The sequence below is a fragment of the Flavobacterium limnosediminis JC2902 genome (assembly GCF_000498535.1).
Classification (GTDB): domain Bacteria; phylum Bacteroidota; class Bacteroidia; order Flavobacteriales; family Flavobacteriaceae; genus Flavobacterium; species Flavobacterium limnosediminis.
Map to the genome: position 1 here is coordinate 1 of NZ_AVGG01000023.1, position 20,109 is coordinate 20,109.

Annotated in this window: 19 protein-coding genes; 8 read left to right on the forward strand and 11 right to left on the reverse strand. The window is 37.7% G+C overall.

Translation table 11 applies throughout. The features are described 5' to 3' along the window. Positions 1 to 218 precede the first annotated feature (218 nt). Entirely contained in the window at positions 219 to 1,049 is an 831-nt protein-coding gene (locus FLJC2902T_RS14400) for a universal stress protein (protein WP_023580534.1), read from the forward strand. A 300-nt stretch (positions 1,050 to 1,349) separates the two neighbouring features. Next, positions 1,350 to 2,186, forward strand: coding sequence for a universal stress protein (locus FLJC2902T_RS14410; protein ID WP_023580537.1), 837 nt, complete (start codon positions 1,350 to 1,352; stop codon positions 2,184 to 2,186). 249 nt (positions 2,187 to 2,435) lie between these two features. Here FLJC2902T_RS14410 and dnaN read toward each other — a convergent pair whose 3' ends face one another. From dnaN to FLJC2902T_RS14435, 5 genes are all read right to left on the reverse strand, one after another. Further along, the gene (gene dnaN / locus FLJC2902T_RS14415) at positions 2,436 to 3,554 is read right to left on the reverse strand and encodes a DNA polymerase III subunit beta (RefSeq protein WP_023580538.1); all 1,119 of its coding nucleotides are present in this window, start codon (positions 3,552 to 3,554) and stop codon (positions 2,436 to 2,438) included. Between the two features lie 96 nt (positions 3,555 to 3,650). Then, on the reverse strand, positions 3,651 to 5,336 hold the full coding sequence (gldG, locus tag FLJC2902T_RS14420; protein WP_035679065.1) for a gliding motility-associated ABC transporter substrate-binding protein GldG: 1,686 nt from the start codon (positions 5,334 to 5,336) through the stop codon (positions 3,651 to 3,653). After that, positions 5,336 to 6,061 (reverse strand): gliding motility-associated ABC transporter permease subunit GldF, encoded by a 726-nt coding sequence (gene gldF, locus FLJC2902T_RS14425; RefSeq protein WP_023580540.1) that lies wholly within the window; start codon positions 6,059 to 6,061, stop codon positions 5,336 to 5,338. The genes gldG and gldF overlap by 1 nt, the downstream gene beginning before the upstream one ends. 78 nt (positions 6,062 to 6,139) lie before the next feature. Beyond that, the gene (locus FLJC2902T_RS14430; protein WP_023580541.1) at positions 6,140 to 6,436 is read right to left on the reverse strand and encodes a putative quinol monooxygenase; all 297 of its coding nucleotides are present in this window, start codon (positions 6,434 to 6,436) and stop codon (positions 6,140 to 6,142) included. Between the two features lie 52 nt (positions 6,437 to 6,488). Then, on the reverse strand, positions 6,489 to 7,319 hold the full coding sequence (locus tag FLJC2902T_RS14435) for an SAM hydrolase/SAM-dependent halogenase family protein (protein ID WP_035679023.1): 831 nt from the start codon (positions 7,317 to 7,319) through the stop codon (positions 6,489 to 6,491). A 96-nt stretch (positions 7,320 to 7,415) separates the two neighbouring features. Between FLJC2902T_RS14435 and FLJC2902T_RS14440 the strand changes: the two genes are divergently transcribed. Beyond that, positions 7,416 to 8,366, forward strand: a complete 951-nt coding sequence (locus tag FLJC2902T_RS14440; protein WP_023580543.1) for a PhoH family protein — start codon at positions 7,416 to 7,418, stop codon at positions 8,364 to 8,366. Positions 8,367 to 8,497: 131 nt separating this feature from the next. Here FLJC2902T_RS14440 and FLJC2902T_RS14445 read toward each other — a convergent pair whose 3' ends face one another. Continuing rightward, the gene (locus tag FLJC2902T_RS14445; RefSeq protein WP_023580544.1) at positions 8,498 to 9,175 is read right to left on the reverse strand and encodes a hypothetical protein; all 678 of its coding nucleotides are present in this window, start codon (positions 9,173 to 9,175) and stop codon (positions 8,498 to 8,500) included. A 95-nt stretch (positions 9,176 to 9,270) separates the two neighbouring features. Next, positions 9,271 to 9,831: a DUF4136 domain-containing protein gene (locus FLJC2902T_RS14450; protein ID WP_023580545.1), complete on the reverse strand. Its 561-nt coding sequence runs from the start codon at positions 9,829 to 9,831 to the stop codon at positions 9,271 to 9,273. Between the two features lie 992 nt (positions 9,832 to 10,823). On the opposite strand from FLJC2902T_RS14450, the gene FLJC2902T_RS16545 reads away from it, so the two are divergent. The 4 genes from FLJC2902T_RS16545 to FLJC2902T_RS14470 are packed head-to-tail and all read left to right on the forward strand — an operon-like array spanning position 10,824 to position 13,397. Continuing rightward, complete coding sequence (locus FLJC2902T_RS16545; protein ID WP_245594759.1) at positions 10,824 to 11,048, forward strand: hypothetical protein; 225 nt, start codon at positions 10,824 to 10,826, stop codon at positions 11,046 to 11,048. Then, complete coding sequence (locus FLJC2902T_RS14460) at positions 11,045 to 11,902, forward strand: ABC transporter ATP-binding protein (RefSeq protein WP_023580546.1); 858 nt, start codon at positions 11,045 to 11,047, stop codon at positions 11,900 to 11,902. The genes FLJC2902T_RS16545 and FLJC2902T_RS14460 overlap by 4 nt, the downstream gene beginning before the upstream one ends. After that, complete coding sequence (locus FLJC2902T_RS14465; protein WP_035679027.1) at positions 11,899 to 12,729, forward strand: ABC transporter permease; 831 nt, start codon at positions 11,899 to 11,901, stop codon at positions 12,727 to 12,729. The genes FLJC2902T_RS14460 and FLJC2902T_RS14465 overlap by 4 nt, the downstream gene beginning before the upstream one ends. Next, a complete protein-coding gene (locus FLJC2902T_RS14470) occupies positions 12,726 to 13,397 on the forward strand; it encodes a hypothetical protein (protein WP_035679030.1) in 672 nt (223 codons plus the stop codon). The genes FLJC2902T_RS14465 and FLJC2902T_RS14470 overlap by 4 nt, the downstream gene beginning before the upstream one ends. A 123-nt stretch (positions 13,398 to 13,520) precedes the next feature. Here FLJC2902T_RS14470 and FLJC2902T_RS14475 read toward each other — a convergent pair whose 3' ends face one another. Genes FLJC2902T_RS14475 through FLJC2902T_RS14485 form a run of 3 tightly spaced genes read right to left on the reverse strand, consistent with a single transcriptional unit; the run spans position 13,521 to position 18,622 of the window. Continuing rightward, on the reverse strand, positions 13,521 to 14,402 hold the full coding sequence (locus tag FLJC2902T_RS14475; RefSeq protein ID WP_023580548.1) for a ribose-phosphate pyrophosphokinase: 882 nt from the start codon (positions 14,400 to 14,402) through the stop codon (positions 13,521 to 13,523). Position 14,403: 1 nt separating this feature from the next. Then, on the reverse strand, positions 14,404 to 15,909 hold the full coding sequence (locus FLJC2902T_RS14480; protein ID WP_023580549.1) for a thymidine phosphorylase family protein: 1,506 nt from the start codon (positions 15,907 to 15,909) through the stop codon (positions 14,404 to 14,406). Positions 15,910 to 15,913: 4 nt separating this feature from the next. Further along, positions 15,914 to 18,622 carry a cation-translocating P-type ATPase gene (locus FLJC2902T_RS14485; RefSeq protein WP_035679032.1) on the reverse strand — a complete coding sequence of 903 codons (2,709 nt, stop codon included), beginning with the start codon at positions 18,620 to 18,622 and terminating at the stop codon, positions 15,914 to 15,916. A gap of 311 nt (positions 18,623 to 18,933) precedes the next feature. Here FLJC2902T_RS14485 and FLJC2902T_RS14490 point away from each other — a divergent pair, with 311 nt between their 5' ends. After that, positions 18,934 to 19,320 carry a hypothetical protein gene (locus FLJC2902T_RS14490; RefSeq protein WP_155958921.1) on the forward strand — a complete coding sequence of 129 codons (387 nt, stop codon included), beginning with the start codon at positions 18,934 to 18,936 and terminating at the stop codon, positions 19,318 to 19,320. Positions 19,321 to 19,389: 69 nt separating this feature from the next. Here the strand turns inward: FLJC2902T_RS14490 and FLJC2902T_RS14495 are convergent, their stop codons facing one another. Continuing rightward, complete coding sequence (locus FLJC2902T_RS14495; protein WP_023580552.1) at positions 19,390 to 20,079, reverse strand: TlpA family protein disulfide reductase; 690 nt, start codon at positions 20,077 to 20,079, stop codon at positions 19,390 to 19,392. Positions 20,080 to 20,109 lie beyond the last annotated feature (30 nt).

Here is a 20,109-nt window from a genome sequence, read left to right on the forward strand (position 1 = left end):
AGAGTAAAGAGTAAAGAGTAATTGTGTGTCTTAGTGCCTAAGTGTCTCAATGCCTTAGCGCTTCAAAAACTAAGAAACTCAGCCACTCAGTTACTCAGAAACTACCTAAGAAACCTTATACACCTGTTTTTTTGCAGATAGTCGTAAAACTGTTAAAGATAGTGATTTGTGTAGGTTTATTTTGGTAATTTTATATAATTAACTGTAAGTCAGGTGTTATGAAAAAGATTCTTTTCCCAACAGATTTTTCTAAAACGGCCGATAATGCATTTGTTTACGTATTAAATCTGGCAAAGGCGTATGATGCTGAAGTGGTGGTTTTGCATACTTTCGTTTTGCCCAATTTGGCATATACGCAGATTCCTCAAAACCTGATGACGGTATATGAAAGTATGGAAATTAATCAGTTTGAAAATTTTAAAGATTATGTTCCTCACCTGCGGGAATTGGCAGAAAAGCATAACATGAATACCGTTAAAATGAGTCATGTGTTAAAGCACGGGGATTTGCTTGAGAATATAAAGGGAATCATAAAAGAGGAACATATTGATCTTGTGGTGATGGGCACAAAGGGAGCAACGGGTTTGGAAAAAGTTTTTTTAGGCTCAAATACCGGTAATGCGATTGCAAATTTATCCGTACCGGTTCTTGCAGTTCCGGAAGAGGCTGAGTTTATCAGGATAAAAAACATTGGCTTTACAACCAAATTCAGCGAGAGGGATAATGTTTCTTTAATGAAAGTTATAAATTTTGCCACCATGTTCCGGGCTGTCGTAAAATGTCTGACGGTTAAAACAGATGATTTTGATGTATCGGATGAAAGAATGGAGTATTGGAAAAAAAATTTCAAAAGTGAGCCTGTTGAGTTTATTTTAGTGTCTCACAATGATGTAAAGCAAACCGTATTGGATTTTGTTGACAATCGGGATATTGATATTTTAGTGATGTCTTCACGTAAACGCAACTTCTTTGAAGACTTGTTCACCCGTAGTTTTGCCCAGAAACTTTCTTATCATATAAAAAAACCTATTTTATCCGTAAATGACTGATAAAAACAAAGCTTTTTTAAGATGATACGGTAAAGGCTGCGAGTTACCGATATGATGTGGATTTTCTGGTTTTTTGTCCGTGTAGTTTTTCATGGGATATATTTCATTTCGTTGTTTCGGGTTAAATAATTGCAAAACTGATATTAATCAGATTTTATTTGCGTTTCTTTTAGTAACTTTATGTAATGATTTGAAAATCAATACCTATGAAATCGCCGCTGGCAAAGAGTTTGCGCAAGCAAATACAATAAATAAAAAAGCGATACCATATATGACCTCTAATAAATAAATTATACATATATGAAAAAGATACTTTTTCCAACCGATTTTTCTGAAACAGCAAACAATGCGTTTGTATATGCTTTGGAAATGGCAAAATCATTTGATGCTGAGGTAATTGTGCTCCATGTTTATGATTTGCCTACAGTGTCATTTGGAGAAGTTCCGGTGACATTGGTTGAAATATACGATTCCATCGAGTTGAATAACTTTGAGAATTTTAAGGATCAGATTCCGCTTTTGCGTAAGATTGCAGAGAAACACCAGCTTGATGATGTGAAAATGAGTCACGTATTGCGCCACGGTGATTTGATTCGTATCATGAAAGACATGTGCAGTGAAGAGAAAATCGACATGATTGTAATGGGTACCAGCGGTGCTTCCGGTATGCAAGAAGTCTTTTTGGGCTCCAATACCGGAAATACCATTGTGAATGTGCCGATAACGACTTTGAGTGTGCCCAACAAAGCAAAATTTACGCGTATACAGAATATAGGTTTTACCACAACATTTAACGATCAGGACAGTGAGGCTTTGCACCGGGTAGTTGCCATTGCCAAGAAATTTCATGCCAAAGTGAAATGCATAACCGTAAGAACCCATGGTTTCAATACAACCGAAGAAGGTATGGAATTCTGGAAAGTCCCTTTTAAAAATGAACCTGTTGAGTTCTTTATGATTCCGCATGATGATGTGAAAGAAACCATCCTTGACTTTGTGGAACATCAAAATATTGACATGCTGGCGATGGTTACCCACAAACGCAACTTCTTTCAGGAACTGTTCACTCACAGCCTGACTCAAAAACTATCCTATCACATCGAAACACCAATTTTAGCTTTTCATGAGAATAAATGATAGTGGTTAGTAATTTGTAGTTAGTCGTTAGTAAACGCAAGGGGAGTTTTAATAGAAAATCCAAAAATCCAAAAATCTAAGAAGTCTAAAAAGTCTAACAATCTAAGTAGTCCAATAATCCAAAATAAAAAACCGCAATTCCTCATAACTGGATTGCGGTTCTTTGGTATAAAAGGGTTGGTTATAGACTTTTATGAGTCTTCAGTCTCAGTTTTCACTGTTTGCTGCGACTGTCAACTGTGACTGCTACTAATTGTTCAGCATCACCGGCATTACCAGCATGGTAACTGTTTCACCTTCGTCTAATCCGTCAACAGGAGTAAGGATTCCGGCGCGGTTTGGTAACGACATTTCCAATTGGATTTCGTCAGATTGAAGGTTTGTCAGCATTTCGGTTAAGAAACGGGAGTTGAAACCAATCTGCATATCATCACCTTGGTAATCACAAGTCAAACGTTCTTCTGCTTTGTTGGAGTAATCGATGTCTTCTGCAGAAATGTTCAATTCGGCACCCGCGATTTTCAAACGGATCTGATGCGTGGTTTTGTTAGCAAAGATGGCCACACGACGAACAGAACTTAAGAATTGTGATCTGTCCATTATTAATTTATTCGGATTCTCTTTCGGAATTACCGCTTCGTAATTCGGATACTTACCGTCAATCAAACGACATGTCAGTGTATAATTGTCGAAAGAGAAGGTTGCGTTCGAATCGTTGTATTCAATTTTTACTTCTGCATCCGATGTTCCCAGGATTCCTTTTAAAATGTTTAAAGGTTTCTTTGGCATGATGAAATCGGCTGCCTGAGAAGCTTTTACATCGGTACGTGCATATTTTACCAATTTGTGTGCATCCGTCGCTACGAAGATTAACCCTTCTGTAGAGAACTGGAAGAAAACTCCCGACATTACCGGACGCAAATCATCGTTTCCGGCAGCGAAAATGGTTTTGCTGATGGCGGTTGCCAATACTTCGGCGGGAACTAATGTAGAAGACGGTTCGTCTAAAACAACCGCTTTAGGGAATTCCTCACCCGGAGCGTATGCCAATGCATATTTACCGGAATTAGAGCTGATTTCGATAGTATTGTTGTCTTCAACAGTAAATGTTAAAGGTTGTTCGGGGAACGTTTTAAGGATTTCCAGTAATAATTTTGCAGGAACGGCAACGCTACCCTGACTTGTGGAATCAATTTCTAGGGTAGAAGACATGGTAGTCTCTAAATCGGATGCCGAAACACGTAACTGGTTGTTGTCTAATTCAAATAAGAAATTATCTAAAATAGGAAGGGTGTTACTGCTGTTGATAACACTACCTAAAACCTGCAATTGTTTTAACAAATAGGAGCTGGATACTATAAACTTCATCTTCTTTCTTTTTTAGGTATGTAAAATTTTATTTTCATTTTACACTTCACAAATATATTCTAAACTACTTAACTTAAAAACATTTTTTATTAACAACTAACGCGCATATTTTCGTTTTCTGAGGAACGTAAACAGGAATCCGAAAACAGCCAGTACAACTATTGGTAATCCGACAGTTAGGATTTGTGTGAAGGTATAATTTTCATGTACTTTTTCTTTGTCCAATAACGGTAAATCGACATCCTTGCTTCGAATGTTAATAAGTCCGTTGTCATCCAACAGATAATTTACACAGTTTAATAAAAACTCCTTGTTTCCGAACAGGTTATTCGTCCATTTGTCATACCCCAATTCTAAAGGCTGATAAGCCTGATCTAACTGGTTTTTAATGACATCCCCATCCGAAATGATAATCATTTTGTTGTTTTTTCCCTGATTGATAAACGTTTTGTCTTTAAAAGGAAGTACACGGTTTTCATACATCGAATGGAATTTTCCTTCCAAAAGTACCGACATCGGCAATAAACCGCCTTCAGGATAATCTTTCGGACTCGTTTCTTCGGTTACCATTTCAAGATTCACTTCCGTAGGAATTCCGATAGCTTTAGAATATTGGGATGATTCCATCAAAACCGTTTTCTTGATATCGTTTTTCAGTAATTCAATCGGATTGGCAAATTCGAATTTAACACCTTCGATATTTTTTACGATAGGATGCTGCGATTGCGGATACACAAACGGTGCATATTTCCACGGGTATTGCTGATATTCCGTTTTGCTTCCTGGTTCACCTGTTGCCAGTTTTATCGGTGTTGCTTGTTCGTCTTTTACCAAAAGCGGATTGATTCTTACCCCGTATTTAAAGAACATATCGGTAAGGTTCAAATCTTTCGGATACGCTAAAATAGAACCGGATTCGTTGTATAAACTGTCCATTTCCGCCTGAACGCCATCTACCAGCCAAAGTGTTTTTCCTCCGTTAAGGATGAACTGATCCAACACCTCTTTTTCTTCTTCGGTAAAACGTTTTGAAGGTTTTGCTATAATTGCCAGATCGTATTTTTTAAGGGCTTCCAATGAACGTTGCGGACTTTTAGCCACAGAATCCATGGTAAATGGCCCGATGTAATAACTTTCGCGAACGGTTTTAAGGAAATCGGCAATCTGTATGTCGTGTAGTTCGCCAATGCCTTTGATTACGGCGATTTTCTTTTCTTTTGCTTTGGTGATTTTATTAAACGCATCGGCTAAAGCATATTCCAAATGCTGAACAGAACTCACTACTTTTTCTTCGGTAGAAGCGCCCATCATGTTTTTCAGCAACTGAACTTTCGTCGTTTTTCCGTTGTAGGTCGCAATTGCCCACGGGAAAACCACTTCCTGAGATTGTTTTCCTTTGTCGTCAACCGTGATGCTTACAGGTGTTAAACCGCGTTGGTACAACATTTTCATATTCGCCTCGCGCTCTTCTTCTTTTTCAAGCGGATTTACAAACTGGAAAATGATATTGGAATTGTAAGCTTTGAATTCTTCTAAGGTCTGACGGGTTTCGCCTTGCAAACGCTTGAATTCGGCCGGGAACTGACCTTCTAAAAAGACGTCGATGTAAAGTGGACTGTCAATCTGCTTGATGATGTTTAATGATGCTTCCGATAACGTATAGCGTTTGTCTGCCGTTAAATCAAATCGTTTGAAAAAGTAATTTCCGAAAATATTCAGCGCAATTAACCCGATGATAAGTAATCCTAACTGCTTTAATCCTTGTTTTTTAGCTTCTTTCATTACCATTTCAGGGATTTAAGTTGATACACCGTTCCTGCTAAAAAGGCAATGGTAACGCTAACGAAATATAAGATGTCACGGGTATCCAAAACGCCGCGGCTCATGCTTTTAAAGTGATAATCGAATCCGAAACTAGAGAATAATCCGCCGAAATCACCCATAAAAGAAGCTAAGCCTTCAAATCCGAAGTAAAAGAAAAAGCAAAGGAAAACAGCTAAAATAAACGCCACAATCTGATTATCGGAAAGGGTGGAAGTGAAAATCCCGATGGCTGAATACGCCGCAATCAGAAACAACAATCCGAAATACGATCCGATAGTGCTTCCCATATCTAGGTTTCCTGTCGGATTACCCAAATCAGAAATAACGAAAACATAGATTAGTGTGGGAATTATAGCGATAACAATCAGTAAGAAAGCGCCGAAGAATTTTCCGTTCACAATCTCCCAGGTGCTTAAAGGTTTGGTCAGCATCAATTCGATGGTTCCCTGTTTTTTCTCATCGGAGAAACTTCGCATGGTTACGGCCGGAATCAGGAAAATTAAAATCCACGGGGCTAAGGTGAAAAACGGACTCAAATCGGCGAAACCGCTTTTTAAAATATTGAATTCCCCTTCAAAAACCCAAAGGAACAATCCGTTGAGCAAAAGGAAAATAGCGATAACCAAATACCCGATCGGCGAACCGAAAAAGGATTTGATTTCTCTTAATAATAATGCTTTCATTCTTTGTGTTTATTTGTTTATGCGGTAATTTGGTTATTTGATTACCTAAAACGTAATTCGTAATTTATAATTCGTAATTTAATCTAAAGTTACCAACTTATCCACGCTCCACGCTTCGGGTTTGTCGTTAAACAGTTTTTTGGTGAATGTCCAAACGTCGTAAAACAGTTCCGAATTTCTGTAATTTTCCAAGTCTTCTTCGGCATCCCAATAGCTGTAAGTGAAAAAGATACACGGATTGTTTTTATCCTGATACAATTCAAGTAAACGGTTTCCGGGCGCATTTCGTATTTTCTCTTTCATTTGTTCGAAATTCTCTAAAAATGCAGGGATGTTTTCTTCGTGAAAACTCAGTTTTACAATGCGTACAAACATACTATTTTTTTGGTTATTTGGTTGTTCGTTAATTTGGTTATTTGTTGTTCGGTTATATGAATTGAATCGTAACCGTATCCCTAAATTTAAGTCCGAGTAGGGATGTGGCCGATCCAACTGTTGACGGATTGCTTTTGTAAATGGCAATTTCCAGAAAACCGGCTTCGTTAAATAGGGCCAGTCGTTCGCCTTCAAAGTCTTTTAGTGAGAATTTATCGGATACTTTAAAATCGGAATAATTTTTATGAATGCTTTTAATAATGTTTTTTGTGCCGAAACGAACTTCAAACGAGCGTCCTTTTCCGGTTTCCTGAATCAGTTTTCGGGAAATATTGGTTACACAATTGCCAAAATGATCTATGTAAACTACGGAACCCTTTATAGATTTGTAATCAGATGCCACAACCGCTTGAATTTCATTAATTTCTTTAATCGATGTGATTTCCTTGCCGATAACGCTCATTGCTCCGCCTTTAGATAAATGACAGGCCACTTTCACGAACACGTCCATATCCGTAGCGCTTTCCTGCAGGCGATCGTGAATGTTGATTTCAGCTATTTTCTGAGGGACGATTTTTTGAGTGAGAATGCTGAGGATTCCGTTATCGGCACAAACAAAAAAATGATCGTTCCACTGCATGGCAAGGTGTTTATTTTCCGGAGTACGTTCGGAATCAACGCCGATTATGTGTACGGAACCTTTCGGAAAGCTGTTGTAAGCCGCATTGATGGTGTAACTTGCTTCGGAAATGTTAAACAAATCCACATTGTGGGAAATATCAATAATCTGTGCCTGAGGATGTTCTGTAATAATCTTGCCTTTTAACGTGCCAACAAAGTGGTCTTTCAGGCCAAAATCGGTAGTTAGCGTAATTATTGACATCATTTTGTTTATAACTATTACAGAAAGTTTTTCTAAAATTCACTAGATTTGAGATAATGCAAAGCTAACTTATTTTTTAATTAAATCCTGCTGCTTTTGAACGAAAGAACCATCGAATTGACAGACATCACTCCGAAAGAATTTTGGGGTGCTCAAGATTCTCATCTTGAAGTAATTAAAAAATTATATCCGAAATTAAAAATTGTAGCCCGGGGCACGCTGGTGAAAGCCTACGGAGAAAAGGAAATTTTGGATGAGTTTGAAGTACGCTTTAACCGATTAATTACTCATTTTTCGCGTTACAATTCCATTGATGATAATGTAATTGAGCGCATTGTGCAGGCGAACAGTCAGGACGAACACCGTATGGCGGATCATGACAAAATTCTGGTGCATGGAATAGGAGGTAAGCTGATTAAAGCCATGACGCCCAATCAACAGAAATTAGTTGAATATGTGCACAAAAACGACATGGTATTTGCCGTAGGTCCGGCGGGAACAGGGAAAACCTATACCGGTGTGGCTTTGGCGGTAAAAGCCTTAAAAGAAAAGCAGGTAAAACGAATCATTTTAACACGCCCTGCCGTGGAAGCGGGTGAAAATTTAGGGTTCCTTCCCGGTGATATGAAGGAGAAACTTGATCCGTATATGCAGCCGTTATATGATGCTTTACGCGACATGTTACCGCCGCAAACATTGGACGATTATATTCTGAAAGGAATCATACAGATTGCACCTTTGGCTTTTATGCGCGGACGTACTCTGGATAATGCTTTTGTAATTCTGGATGAAGCACAAAACACTACACATTCGCAAATGAAAATGTTCTTAACGCGTATGGGAAAAAATGCCAAGTTCATCATTACCGGAGATCCTGGTCAGGTGGATTTGCCGCGCAGAACGATTTCGGGACTGAAAGAAGCGATTCTGGTTCTGAAAGATATCGAAGGCATCGGAATCATTTATCTTGACGACAAAGACATCGTTCGTCACCGATTAGTGAAGAAAGTCATCGATGCTTATAAGAGTATCGAAAACCATGATTAAGGTGAAATCATGAATTAGTAACGATGCCCTAACGGATTAATTTCCGTATAATAAGCATCAAAAAACCCTACATAACTTTAAAAGTTGCGTAGGGTTTTTCTATTAAATAAATTTAAATGGATCCAGTTGTGTTAATTCCCAACGTTGAAAACTAGCCCTCCCCCCAGCGTAAACTGGTAAATTGAAGAATAACTGCTTACACCGGCCCCAGGTCCGCCTGTGCCGATATATACGCCACCACCGACTGATTGAGCGACGGATAACAGTTGTGCCTGAAGTTTAACCCCTACTTTTTCAGTAGCCCAGATGGTTGCGCCGCCTTTCATTCCCCATGCGAATTTTGTTGTGGAATCTGAATTGCCATTGCTAGGGTTCTCTAATTTTATGATGCCCACACCGGCACTCAAACCAAAAAAGCCTTCCACTTTTGAGCCTGGTTTTCTGAAACTGCGATTTCCGCCCAGCATGATGTAGTCCAGTCCCAGGTCAAAGTTGGCATTTTCATCAAAAATTCCGCCGTTGTAGTATTGTGCCGGTACACTAGTATCCATCATTTGCCAGGATAGTTCTAAGAAAGTCATTGGAGCGGCTTCAAATTCGACCCCGATTCCATAGAGGAAACCTGCCTCTATTTTTCCGTTGTAATAATAGCCATAGTCGTAATACGAGTCAAAACTGTCCTCAAATGCATAAGAGCCGTAAAGGTTTAACCTAATGGATCTTGAGGAGCCCTGACCACTGGTTTGTGCCTGCACAAAAAATGTGGAAAGCAGTAGCAAGCAAGTTATTAAGATGGGTAGTTTTTTCATAGTCTTGTTTTTTTATTATTAGTGTTGGTTTATTGTTGTGTAGTGTTTTTGAATTTTGGTTTCTGTTGAATTATTTTCAGTTGTTAATTGATATGTTATTTTTTTGCTTTAGGAGGGAAATTTTCCATGATTTTCGCAACGGCTTCATTGATGGTTTTTTCCGGGTTTTTAGAAGGCGAATCTATTTCCTTGTTACCGATACCCTGCCAAATCAACTGTTTGTTGGATGCGTCGATTACATCAATAATCACGGAGCCGTCTTTGTATTCATAAACGTCATACGAAGTTGTTGCCCCTGCATATCCGCCACCCCAATAGTACGGGCGATAGTATCCGCCGTAATTGTAATAATTGGTATTTGCGGTAATCGATTTTTTATCCGCTAAAATGGTGGTAATGTTTATCAAAACGTCCGGATTTTCTGCCGATTCGACAAAACCTTTTTTTGTCATTTCATTTTTTACGGCATTAACAATTCGCTTTTTGTTTAACTCACTTACAGAACCACTTTTGTCGGTTAGTTCGTAAAAAGAAAAGCTTTTGTATTTTGAAAAATCGACCGACTTATCGTAATCTGTATTTACAGTAAGGGAACTGCAGGAAACTAATAATGCGGTTATCAAAAGAAGTACTGAGAAGTTTCTAATTGTTTTCATCGGATTGAAATTTAGATCAGTTTTATTTACCATTAATTTACTGTTTCGTGTTTTAGCAGCGGAAGCAGGGTATTTGTAGTAAATTTATTAGGTAAATTTAGTTAAATTCATTTGATTGTGTTGGTTGTTTTGACGATTTTTTTAATATTTTCATCGTAAAAAGAGGTTTTTTATGGTAAAATGATAATGTTTAAGAGTTTGTTTTGTTAAAGTCGAAAATTGGGTTGAAGGTATGTTTTTAACCGGATAAGCAAAAGTGTTATTTTTTTGTAAGATAATCTCTTAAAAACAAAACGAAAAATTGTAGCTTGAATTTGTAGTTTTTTATTTAACTTTAACAAAAGCTTTGATGTAAAATATTGGAATTATGCATAATAAGGGGTGAAATAAAATACTGACATCCTTCATTGTTAGCCCTGACAGGTTTTTAAAACCTGTCAGGGCTGCGTTGAAAATCAAAAAGTTATAGATCAAACTCTTGATTCGCATTAATTGATTAATTATCAGAACAAAAAAGCAAACAAATAGTTCCGGTTCGTATGGAATTACGAATCGTACGATCCCTAAGGAAAAGCACGGTTAAGTTTTGAATACTTACCCAATCGGCAGTTGGTTATCAGTTATCGTTATTCTTTTAAAATACAATAAAAAATATTTGACTTATGAATATGATTTTTCCAATTCTGCCAAAACAGCCCCATATAATTATATCCTACATACGTGTGGGTAAGCTTTTATATTACTCCCTTGTTCTCTTTATTTTGGAAGCTTGGTTTTTTGGAGAAAAGTTGAGGTCAGCCTATGTCGAATCATCAATGTTGGTTATTATAATCTGGCTCATTTGTTTTTTGTTTTCTTTTGTACATATTTTTTTGGTGATAATGGACGGGTGGTCCCGATTTCAAAATTATAAAAGGGCGAAAGATCAGTTTTACATGCACGGTTTTAACAGACGGATTGCTGATACTTATATCATATCGAAATGCCAACGGATGGCAGCAATTGTTGCGGCAGATGAACTGGGTATCAGTAATGAGGTAAAAGAATACTACCGAAAGAAAGGTGTGAAATGGTATCATTTTATTCCCTATTTTATGGTGAAAGACCCGTTTTTCTTGTTTCGGGATAAATTTTGGTCGCGTACCTTTTTAGAAAAAGATTATAAGCCAAAATTTGATTACCATACTCTTCAATCAGAATCAAAACTGCAATCATGATTATTTCCGGACACGATCTGAGTAAATCTTACGATAACCGAAAGGTGCTGGATAGTGTAAACATATCCTGTGCCACAGGAGAAATATGCGGTTTGTTGGGTGCCAACGGAGCCGGAAAAACGACCCTTTTTAAAATTCTTTTTGGTTTGGTAACCCCCGATTCCGGTACAGTGCAAATTAGTGCCAACCGGGTAAAGCCCATTGGAGGTATCATAGAAAAACCTGCTTTATATGAATATCTCAATGCTTATGATAATTTAAAAATATTTGGCAGTATTCAGGGGGTTAACGTGAATCAGGATTTTTTGATTAGTGAGCTGTCAAAAGTCGGATTGCCATTGGACAGAAAAGACCCGGTAAGAAATTTTTCTATGGGGATGAAACAGCGATTAGGGATTGCCATTGCCTTGTTAAATAATCCGGCCTGTTTGGTATTGGATGAACCTTTTACCGGATTGGATCCGTTAGGGGTTGCCACACTCCGAAAACTGATTGTTGATCTGGCGGAGAAAGAAAATCTGGCCATCATTTTATCGTCCCATATCATTGGGGAATTAAGCGCTATTTGTAATACCTTGTATGTACTGAAAGAAGGAAGGATTGTAAACACTGGTCCAGCTCAGAAACTGATAGCAGATAACACCGGTACATATCGTATTTGTGCCGAAAATATTTCATCCTCCCAATCTTTAAAAGCTTACGAAGTATCATTCAAAGATAATTGTGCATTGGTGTCGGTAAGTACTGAAATGGTCGCAGAATTGATTCGGCAATTATACCTTGAAGGCATTTGCATAACTTCGTGTTCACCGGAATTAAGTTTGGAACGGCTTTTTGAAACCGCAACAATATGAAATCGCTTATAATTGCTGAAATCAGTAAACTTTTTAAGCAAAGCAAAACCTATTATGCATTGGGTTGTCTTTTTTTAATAGAGGCAATTGTTCTTTTCAGCGCCTATTATCAGGGAAGCAGTATTATTGACATTTTATTGGATAACCTAAAAAAAACATTTTATTTAAAAGGCAATTTGTTAAATGGTAATTTATTGGTGTACCTTATTCTGAATATGTTATGGTTTCATCTGCCTTTAATTCTGATGATTATAATTTCCGGCTCGCTTACTTCAGAATATAGAGACCGTACCATTCAAACCATTATGCTGCAACCGGTAAGCAAGTGGAAATTTATTCTGAGCAAATATATTGTGGCTGTCGGGTTTACCATAATGGTCGTTTTACTGATGGCAATTACGGCATTTGTGCTTTCCTACGGTATTTTCGGTAAAGGTGACCTGGTTGTGTATTTAAATACACTCAATTTTTTCGAATCAAATGATGCTTTTCATCGTTTGCAATTGGCTTTTGTTTCGGGAACATTGTCCATGGTGTTTTTTTCCGTAGTTAGTTTAACCATAGCTGTTATTTTTAAAGAGGCCACCAAAACATGGATCATAGCAGCATTTTTTCTCATATTTTCCAATGTTTTACTAAAAGTGGAATTTGATAATTATTTGTTGGACCGATTATTTTTTGCCAAGCTCAATGATACCTGGCAATACTTTTTTTACAGCCGGATTGAATGGCAGATTATTTATCAGAATTCCGTTTTACTTATCCTGTACACTCTATTGTTTATGGGAACAGGAGTCTATTTATTTCATAAAAAAGATATAGGATGACACGTTACTTAATTATGTTAGTGTGGTTGTTGACTGTTTGTGTGCCAAAATTGAACGCACAATCAGTAGATGCCGATTTGCTTAAAATTAAGCAGCGTATGGATGTTATAGAACAGTTTACCGCCAACCTGAAATTGGATGTGGATATCAGTTTTATAAATATGCCCACCAAGCATGCGGTTATGACTTGTGAAAAAGGGAAGCCAACAAAATTTTCTTCGGATGATTTTGTAATGATACCAAAACGCGGACTTGATTTTACGCTGAATAAATTGTTTGAATATCCCTTTATTACAGTTGACAGAGGTACGGAAACAAGAAACGGGAAATTGTATAAGGTCATTAATGTGATACCAACAGACAAACGTGCCGATTTTTCCATAGCCACATTACTATTGGATACCGTTAACCTGCGTATTACGGAATCGGAAATTAATACTAAAAAGGATGGCACTTATATACTTGCGATGAAATATGAAAATGAGGAAATGATTTTGCCGAATAGGGTAGAAGTGAGTTTTGAAATAGAACAGATGAAAATTCCATTGAACTTTGTGGGGAAGGGTACGGATATAGATCGGAAAAAAATGCATGGAGAAGGGATGAAAACAGGGAAGATTTTTTTACAGATGAGCAACTACCGGATCAAACTCAGAAAAGCAAACTAAAATACTTGACGCAGGTAACTTACAGAGGATTTTCTTAAGGTTATAGTGTTGCAATAAAATAGCATCACAGTCATTAGATATGAATGACAAGCACTTTTCCTCCGCAGACAAGAAACGTCATTTTTATAAACGGTCAATCAGCAAGGCAATACTTTCGTCAATCTTGATTCTGTTTGAAATATGCGGAATAGTGTTGCAGGTTATCACTTCCTGTGCGCCTGCCGTGTATAAATCAGAATAAGCAGTATTGGCAAAGATGCCGTGAATTCCGATGCAAACCGGTTTTTTCATCCCCATATTTTTCAGATGCCCGATTGTTGCTATCATGGTTCGCGCCGTGGAAATAATATCGTCGACTAAAACAGGAGTATGGTTTTTATATTGCTCAATATGCGGAACGGAAATTTCCACCTCATTATCGCCGTGTCTGATTTTTTCAAGAATAATAAAAGGAGCATCGGCCTGATGAGCAACCTCAGAAACCCATTGTTCACTTTCACTGTCAGGCCCCACCAACAGTGGTTTTTCAATATTGTATCGAATCCATTTTGAAAGGACATCGGAGGCATGAATTAGAGTTGTCGGGATGGTATATATTTCGGATAAGGAACTTCTTCTGTGCAGATGCGGGTCAACAGTAATAAGGTAATCCGTAAAAGACGAAATAAGTTTGGCAAAATAAGCTGAAGTAATTCCTTCTCCCGAAAGAAATCGTTTGTCCTGGCGCATATAGGCTAAATAAGGAGCTACAATACAGATGGATTTTGCACCTAACTCTTTAGCTGTTTCAGACAGATAATAAAGCGGTAATAACTTATCATCTGGATAATTTAACGTGCAAACTAATACCACCAGTTTGTCTTTTACATCCGATTCAATTTTTATATAGGTTTCCCCATCCGGAAATTGACGGATAGTTGCTTTGCCTGATTCGGCCCCACATTTTTCTGTTAGTGATTTGGTAAGTGCTTCATTACCGGGTAAAGCAAAAAATATCTTCTTCATCTTAAACGATTGTTATAATTGAATTCACAGATTTTAAATAGTCGACAGCATATTGTAATTCCCTTTCTAATTCCGAGTAAATGGTATATAGCGTTTGACCTTTTTCTATTTTGGTTCCGATGGGTGCATTGAAATAAATTCCGGCTGACGGATCTCGGGGGGCACCAGCCAACTTGGCGATTTTTGCTAATTTCCGATTGTCAACCGATTTAACAATACCGGCGGTTTCAGAAGTGATATTGATATGGAATTTCGCAAATCCCGGTTCTTTAAATCCTCCTTGCGCCAGACAAATTTTTTGAAATTTTTCATAAGCTTTCCCGCTTTCAAGAATTTTTTTCGCTTCCGAAATTCCTTTTCCTTTTTCAGCTTTTCCGGACAACTCTAACAATGCTCCGGCAATTACCAGTGATTTATCCTTTAAATCTTTTGGAGCTTGTTTTTCGTTTCGTAATACCGAAAGTACATCCATCGCTTCCAATGCGGGGCCAATACCTTTTCCTATCGGTTGCGAGCCATCGGTAATTAATACTTCAACATTCAATTTAACGGCATCACCAACTGCCTTGAAATAATATTGCAATTTTAAAGCTTCATCATGGGTTCTCACTTTTGCGGTTTCTCCAAACGGAATTTCAATGAGGACATGAGTGGATCCCGCAGTAACTTTTTTTGAAAGTACAGAGGCAATCATTTGTCCCGGACTGTCAATGTCCAAAGCCTTTTCCACTGTTATCAGAATGTCATCGGCAGGACTTAGTTTTGCTAAACTTCCCCATGCAAAGCATCCACCTTCTTTATTCACCACGTCCTTTATTTTCTTGGTTGACAGATTTACCACGGTAATCGTTTCCATTGTATCGGCTGTTCCGGCGGGAGAAGTTATGGCGCGTGATGATGTTTTTGGAATTGTTAAACCCGATGCTGCTATGATTGCCACAATGATTGGTGTTGTCCGATTTCCCGGTAATCCTCCCACACAATGTTTGTCTGCTATGACTTGCTGATTCCATTTTAGTCTCGATCCGGTTTTAATCATTGCTTTAGTTAGCCATGTGATTTCGTCCAGATCCATGTTGTTTCCCGCACATCCGGCTATGAACGCTGAAATTTCAATGTCGGAATAAAGTCCGTCGGTTATATCACTGATGATTTTATGGTAAGCCTTTTCATTGATTTTATTATGATATATTTTTGCACGTACATCACTTAAGGATTCAATCGGCTTCAGATGCGATACTGCTATCAGATCACCTTCACGAACATTTAGCCTTTCTAAAGCTATATCGGAAAGTCCTGCCTCATTACCCGATAATAATTCTGAATGGACTACATTTAAAGTTGCAATGATCGTTTTCTCGTTATGATGCACAACGAGTCGTGTTAAGGCGGTAAAGCCTTCGGATCGGCAGATGTGACAATCGCTTCTTATGAAAATGATGTTTTCACTATAGGTGTCAATACCAAGTGATTTTACTTTCAGCGTATTTAAGAGGTGATGTTCCATTATTCTATAGTTTAATTTTTTTTCGAAGTTCAAAAACTGACAGGCAAAGTATTCCTGAAAATATAGGGTATACCCAATCAACCAATTCTAAAGAGGAAGTATGAAAATACAGATTTAAAACAGGCACATAAACAATCAGCAGTACGCTGGCAATGGATAATCCGAATCCGAACAGCAAATTACGGTTTGATAAAAAATAACTTCCCAGAGCATTTCCGCCGGTTCGTTTGGAAAGAATATTGGCGTATTGTCCGAAAATAATGGAAACAAATGTAATTGTCATTGCTTTTTCATGATGGTTGACCAACGGATCGTCATGAAAGTATTCGATCAGGAAAGCGCCATATGCGGTAAGCCCTATCAAGATACCGGCGAATAGGACTTCGTTCATGGCTTTTTTCGACAATATTTTATCTTTTGGATTTCTCGGCGGAATTTTCATAATATCTTTTTCGGGAGGATCATATGTCAGCATCAGAATCGGAAACAGTTCGCCAGCCATATCTATAAGCAGAATCTGTACAGCAACTATAGGTGTGTCAATTCCCCAATACAGGCCTGCAAAACCTGCCAAAACACATGTTAATTCTGCAATATTAGCTGATATGTTTACTTTTATCGCTTTTTCAAGATTTCTGAAAATCGTTCTTCCTTCCCTGATGGCTGTCACAATGGTGGCAAAATTATCATCCAGCAAAATAATGTTTGCAGCTTCCTGCGCTACTTTAGACCCGTTCAATCCCATGGCAACACCAATATCGGCCCGTTTCAGACTCAAGGTGTCGTTTACCCCGTCACCGGTTACGGCCACAATTTCTCCTTGTTTTTTTAAGAGATCTACGATTCTGAATTTGTCATCAGGCGATACTCTCGAAAAAATAACCGCCCGTTTACGAAACAAGGAACAAACTTCTTTATCACTTTTAAGTTGTAATGCGGTCCCGTTAATAACTTCCGGAAATTCATTATACTCGTTCATCAGCCCGATATTTTTAGCAATGGCTTTCGCCGTTACTTCGTTATCCCCTGTAATCATGAACACCTTCATGTGGGCTTTGAAAACAGATTCAATAGCCTCTTTCACGGTTTCATGCGGCGGATCGAACATGGTGACAAATCCGGCAAAGGTTAAATCCTGTTCCGCATCTTCTATGGTGTAATTTTCCTTGTGAGAAAGGTCTTTAAAACCAATCGCAATTATTCGCAGTGCATTTTCAGCAAATGCGGACGACAGGGAAATTATTTCCTCTTTACGTGCTTCTGTAAGTTTTTCCACATTATCGTTGATGATCATTTTCGTGGAAACATCCAGAATCGATTCCAAGGAACCCTTCACGAAAGAGATTACCTTTTTGTGATGTTTTCTGATAATTGCTGCTCTCTTTCTGAAAGAATCAAAAGCAAATGACTCGATTAAAGGATAATCTTTTTCAACTTCTTCCAAAGTGAATCCTGCTTTCATAGCCAATGTGGCAAAAGCGGCTTCCGTGGGATCACCTATGCAGTACCAACTCGGATGATAGTTATCGGGAGGATTTATCTTCCCTGTAGAAGAAAGAAATCCTGAAAGGAAAAAGACTTTCAGATCGCCCAGCGACTCTTTTTTTAGAGCCTCACCCTGTGCATTCAGGATTTCACCTTTTGGCATATAGCCAAAACCGGATACGGAAAACACCATTCCGTTGAAGTGGCAATCTGTAATGGTCATTTCATTTTTTGTAATTGTTCCTGTTTTATCGGAAGCAATTACGGTGGCCGAACCCAATGTTTGTGCCGAGGCAATCTTTTTTACGATGGCATTCCTTTTTGCCAGTCTCCCTACAGCAATTGAAAGTGCCATGACTATCTCTGTCGGAAGTCCTTCGGGAACCATTGCCGCTGCTACACTTATGGCAAAAACGAGTGCCATTGCCGTTGAATCATTCAGTGCCAAACGAGCAGCAAACAGCAAAATTCCGATGATTAACGTGGCATAGATAAGTTTTCTTGCAACATCTTTTACTTCCTTTTGAATAGGAGCATCCGCAGATTTGATTTTTTGTGACGATGAACTTATTTTTCCGATTTCTGTCCGTGTTCCAATTGCGTAAACAATTCCGGTTGCTGTTCCTTTCGCAACGGTGGTTCCCATAAACACGCAATTTTTTATCTCCGCGACCGGGATGGTTTTCTCTGTCGTAAAGAGATAGTCTTTGTCTGAAGGTTTCGATTCGCCGGTAAGTATGAATTCATTGGTGGAAAACCCGCTGGATTCAATCAGTCGAATATCTGCCGGGATGCCCACACCTTCGGATAACAGTACAATATCGCCCGGCACAAGATCTTCGGCGAATATTTCGATTGCCTTCTCTTTTCTTACGACCGTGCATTTTTCGACTACCAATTTTTTAATGGAAGCCAGAATGTTTTCCGATTTCCATTCCTGATAAAATCCAAACAACCCGTTTATAATGACAATAATCATAAGAATGAGGCCGTCCCGTGGCTGTTTCAGATAAAATGAGGCTGTGGAAGCGGCTATTAAAATAATAACAAGCGGACTTGTAAATTGTCTGAACAGTATAGTAAAGATGTTTCCTGAAAGGCTTCTCTTAAGAACGTTTTTTCCATATTTTTTCCTTGCCGACTGAAGGGCAGATTCATCAAGCCCGTTTATAATATTACTGTCAAATTGTTTAACGACAGCGTCAATATGTTGTTGGTAATATTCCATGGCAGAATGATCGGATTTCAATCATGTGATTAGTATCGAGGAAAGATTTTTATATGTATTAAAATTAGTATTAAAAGTACAAATATTATCTCATATTTGTTTGAGTAACTGTTTATAAATTAAATTGTTATGTGATGAATCTGTGCAGGTGTTTTTAACTTTTTTTCACTTGTTTCAAATCATTGGAAAATGGTAAGGTGACCGATTGAATTTATAATGCCTGATCGATACTTCGTTACCGCTGCGTAATTATCTGAAATAAAACTGACAGATTGGATAATGGTTAAAATGTTGAATTTCTGTTTTAAGTCATGAAGCAACTAATATTCACCTTAAATATGGTTAAAGATTTTTTTGTCTGGATCATTTTCATCTTCACGCTGTCTTCATACGGGCAGAAGAATATTTCCTTTAAGGATTCTTTGGACGGGAAGTTTGATTTAAGCGACTGGGTACTGAAGGCAAACGGGTTTATCCCTGTCCCTTTGCTGATTACCGAGCCTGAATTAGGTAATATAAGGGGAGGAATTTTTACTGTTTTTGTAGATCAGAATACACCCTATACTGATTCTGTCAACGGTAAAATCGTAAAATCACGAATAAAGGCTAATATTTACGGAGGCGGATGTGCTTACACTGCGAACGGTCCCTGGTTTGCAGGAGGAATGGCGACAGGGGTAATTACCAAATTGGTATAGGATAAGGGTTCGAGCGCAATTCCGGTCGGATTGTCCTGTATCGTCCCGCTAGCTTGCTCAAAACGGTTGTTAGTGGCTGTTTTTGGATTTATTTCGTTTAAAATATTTTACAATAACATAGATTAAAGAAAACAAAATAAATAATATTGTATATAAACGAAATATTTTAATTATATCTTTTTTTGAACATGTACTAATATATTTTTTAAAAGAAAGATTAGCTGTAAATATACTACCAAGTTTGTTTTCTACTGCGTAAAGTCCACTTTTAGGGGAGCCTAATAAAGTTCCATTTTTATCTATAATAAAATAGGTTGGAAATGAATTTACTTTGAAGGAATTTAGATTTTCTTTGTTCACATTATAGAACGTCCAATTAAGTTTTTTTTCTTCTAAAAAATCCCAAGGTTTTCTTTTTTGGTTTAACAAACTTTGTGTCCACTTTGGAGAATCAACACTCATGCTTAATATTACCAAATCATCATGTTTCTTTAATAGTTCTGGAAAGAATTTCATTTCTTCAAGACAAGGTTCACAACCTGAAAACCAAAAATCAATAAGTATCAATTTCCCTTTGTAATCATCAATTGTCTTTAGTTGACCAAACTGATTTTTTAAAGCTATTTTTGGAAAATGTGTAATTACTTTTTCTCTATCTCCAATGTTTTTAATATAAAAAGTTATTATAAATATTGTAAAAAAGAAGAATAAAAGAGATAACGTGTACCATTTTAAAAGACTTATTATTCGATGTTTCATTGTAAATTTTAGTAAACCTATTTTAGGACG

Excerpts from the sequence above, each read along its gene's own strand:
- FLJC2902T_RS14400 (WP_023580534.1), top strand. The coding sequence starts at position 219 with ATGAAAAAGATTCTTTTCCCAACAGATTTTTCTAAAACGGCCGATAAT.
- FLJC2902T_RS14410 (WP_023580537.1), top strand. The coding sequence starts at position 1,350 with ATGAAAAAGATACTTTTTCCAACCGATTTTTCTGAAACAGCAAACAAT.
- dnaN (WP_023580538.1), bottom strand. The coding sequence starts at position 3,554 with ATGAAGTTTATAGTATCCAGCTCCTATTTGTTAAAACAATTGCAGGTT.
- gldG (WP_035679065.1), bottom strand. The coding sequence starts at position 5,336 with ATGAAAGAAGCTAAAAAACAAGGATTAAAGCAGTTAGGATTACTTATC.
- gldF (WP_023580540.1), bottom strand. The coding sequence starts at position 6,061 with ATGAAAGCATTATTATTAAGAGAAATCAAATCCTTTTTCGGTTCGCCG.
- FLJC2902T_RS14430 (WP_023580541.1), bottom strand. The coding sequence starts at position 6,436 with ATGTTTGTACGCATTGTAAAACTGAGTTTTCACGAAGAAAACATCCCT.
- FLJC2902T_RS14435 (WP_035679023.1), bottom strand. The coding sequence starts at position 7,319 with ATGTCAATAATTACGCTAACTACCGATTTTGGCCTGAAAGACCACTTT.
- FLJC2902T_RS14445 (WP_023580544.1), bottom strand. The coding sequence starts at position 9,175 with ATGAAAAAACTACCCATCTTAATAACTTGCTTGCTACTGCTTTCCACA.
- FLJC2902T_RS14450 (WP_023580545.1), bottom strand. The coding sequence starts at position 9,831 with ATGAAAACAATTAGAAACTTCTCAGTACTTCTTTTGATAACCGCATTA.
- FLJC2902T_RS16545 (WP_245594759.1), top strand. The coding sequence starts at position 10,824 with ATGGCAGCAATTGTTGCGGCAGATGAACTGGGTATCAGTAATGAGGTA.
- FLJC2902T_RS14460 (WP_023580546.1), top strand. The coding sequence starts at position 11,045 with ATGATTATTTCCGGACACGATCTGAGTAAATCTTACGATAACCGAAAG.
- FLJC2902T_RS14465 (WP_035679027.1), top strand. The coding sequence starts at position 11,899 with ATGAAATCGCTTATAATTGCTGAAATCAGTAAACTTTTTAAGCAAAGC.
- FLJC2902T_RS14470 (WP_035679030.1), top strand. The coding sequence starts at position 12,726 with ATGACACGTTACTTAATTATGTTAGTGTGGTTGTTGACTGTTTGTGTG.
- FLJC2902T_RS14475 (WP_023580548.1), bottom strand. The coding sequence starts at position 14,402 with ATGAAGAAGATATTTTTTGCTTTACCCGGTAATGAAGCACTTACCAAA.
- FLJC2902T_RS14480 (WP_023580549.1), bottom strand. The coding sequence starts at position 15,909 with ATGGAACATCACCTCTTAAATACGCTGAAAGTAAAATCACTTGGTATT.
- FLJC2902T_RS14485 (WP_035679032.1), bottom strand. The coding sequence starts at position 18,622 with ATGGAATATTACCAACAACATATTGACGCTGTCGTTAAACAATTTGAC.
- FLJC2902T_RS14490 (WP_155958921.1), top strand. The coding sequence starts at position 18,934 with ATGAAGCAACTAATATTCACCTTAAATATGGTTAAAGATTTTTTTGTC.
- FLJC2902T_RS14495 (WP_023580552.1), bottom strand. The coding sequence starts at position 20,079 with ATGAAACATCGAATAATAAGTCTTTTAAAATGGTACACGTTATCTCTT.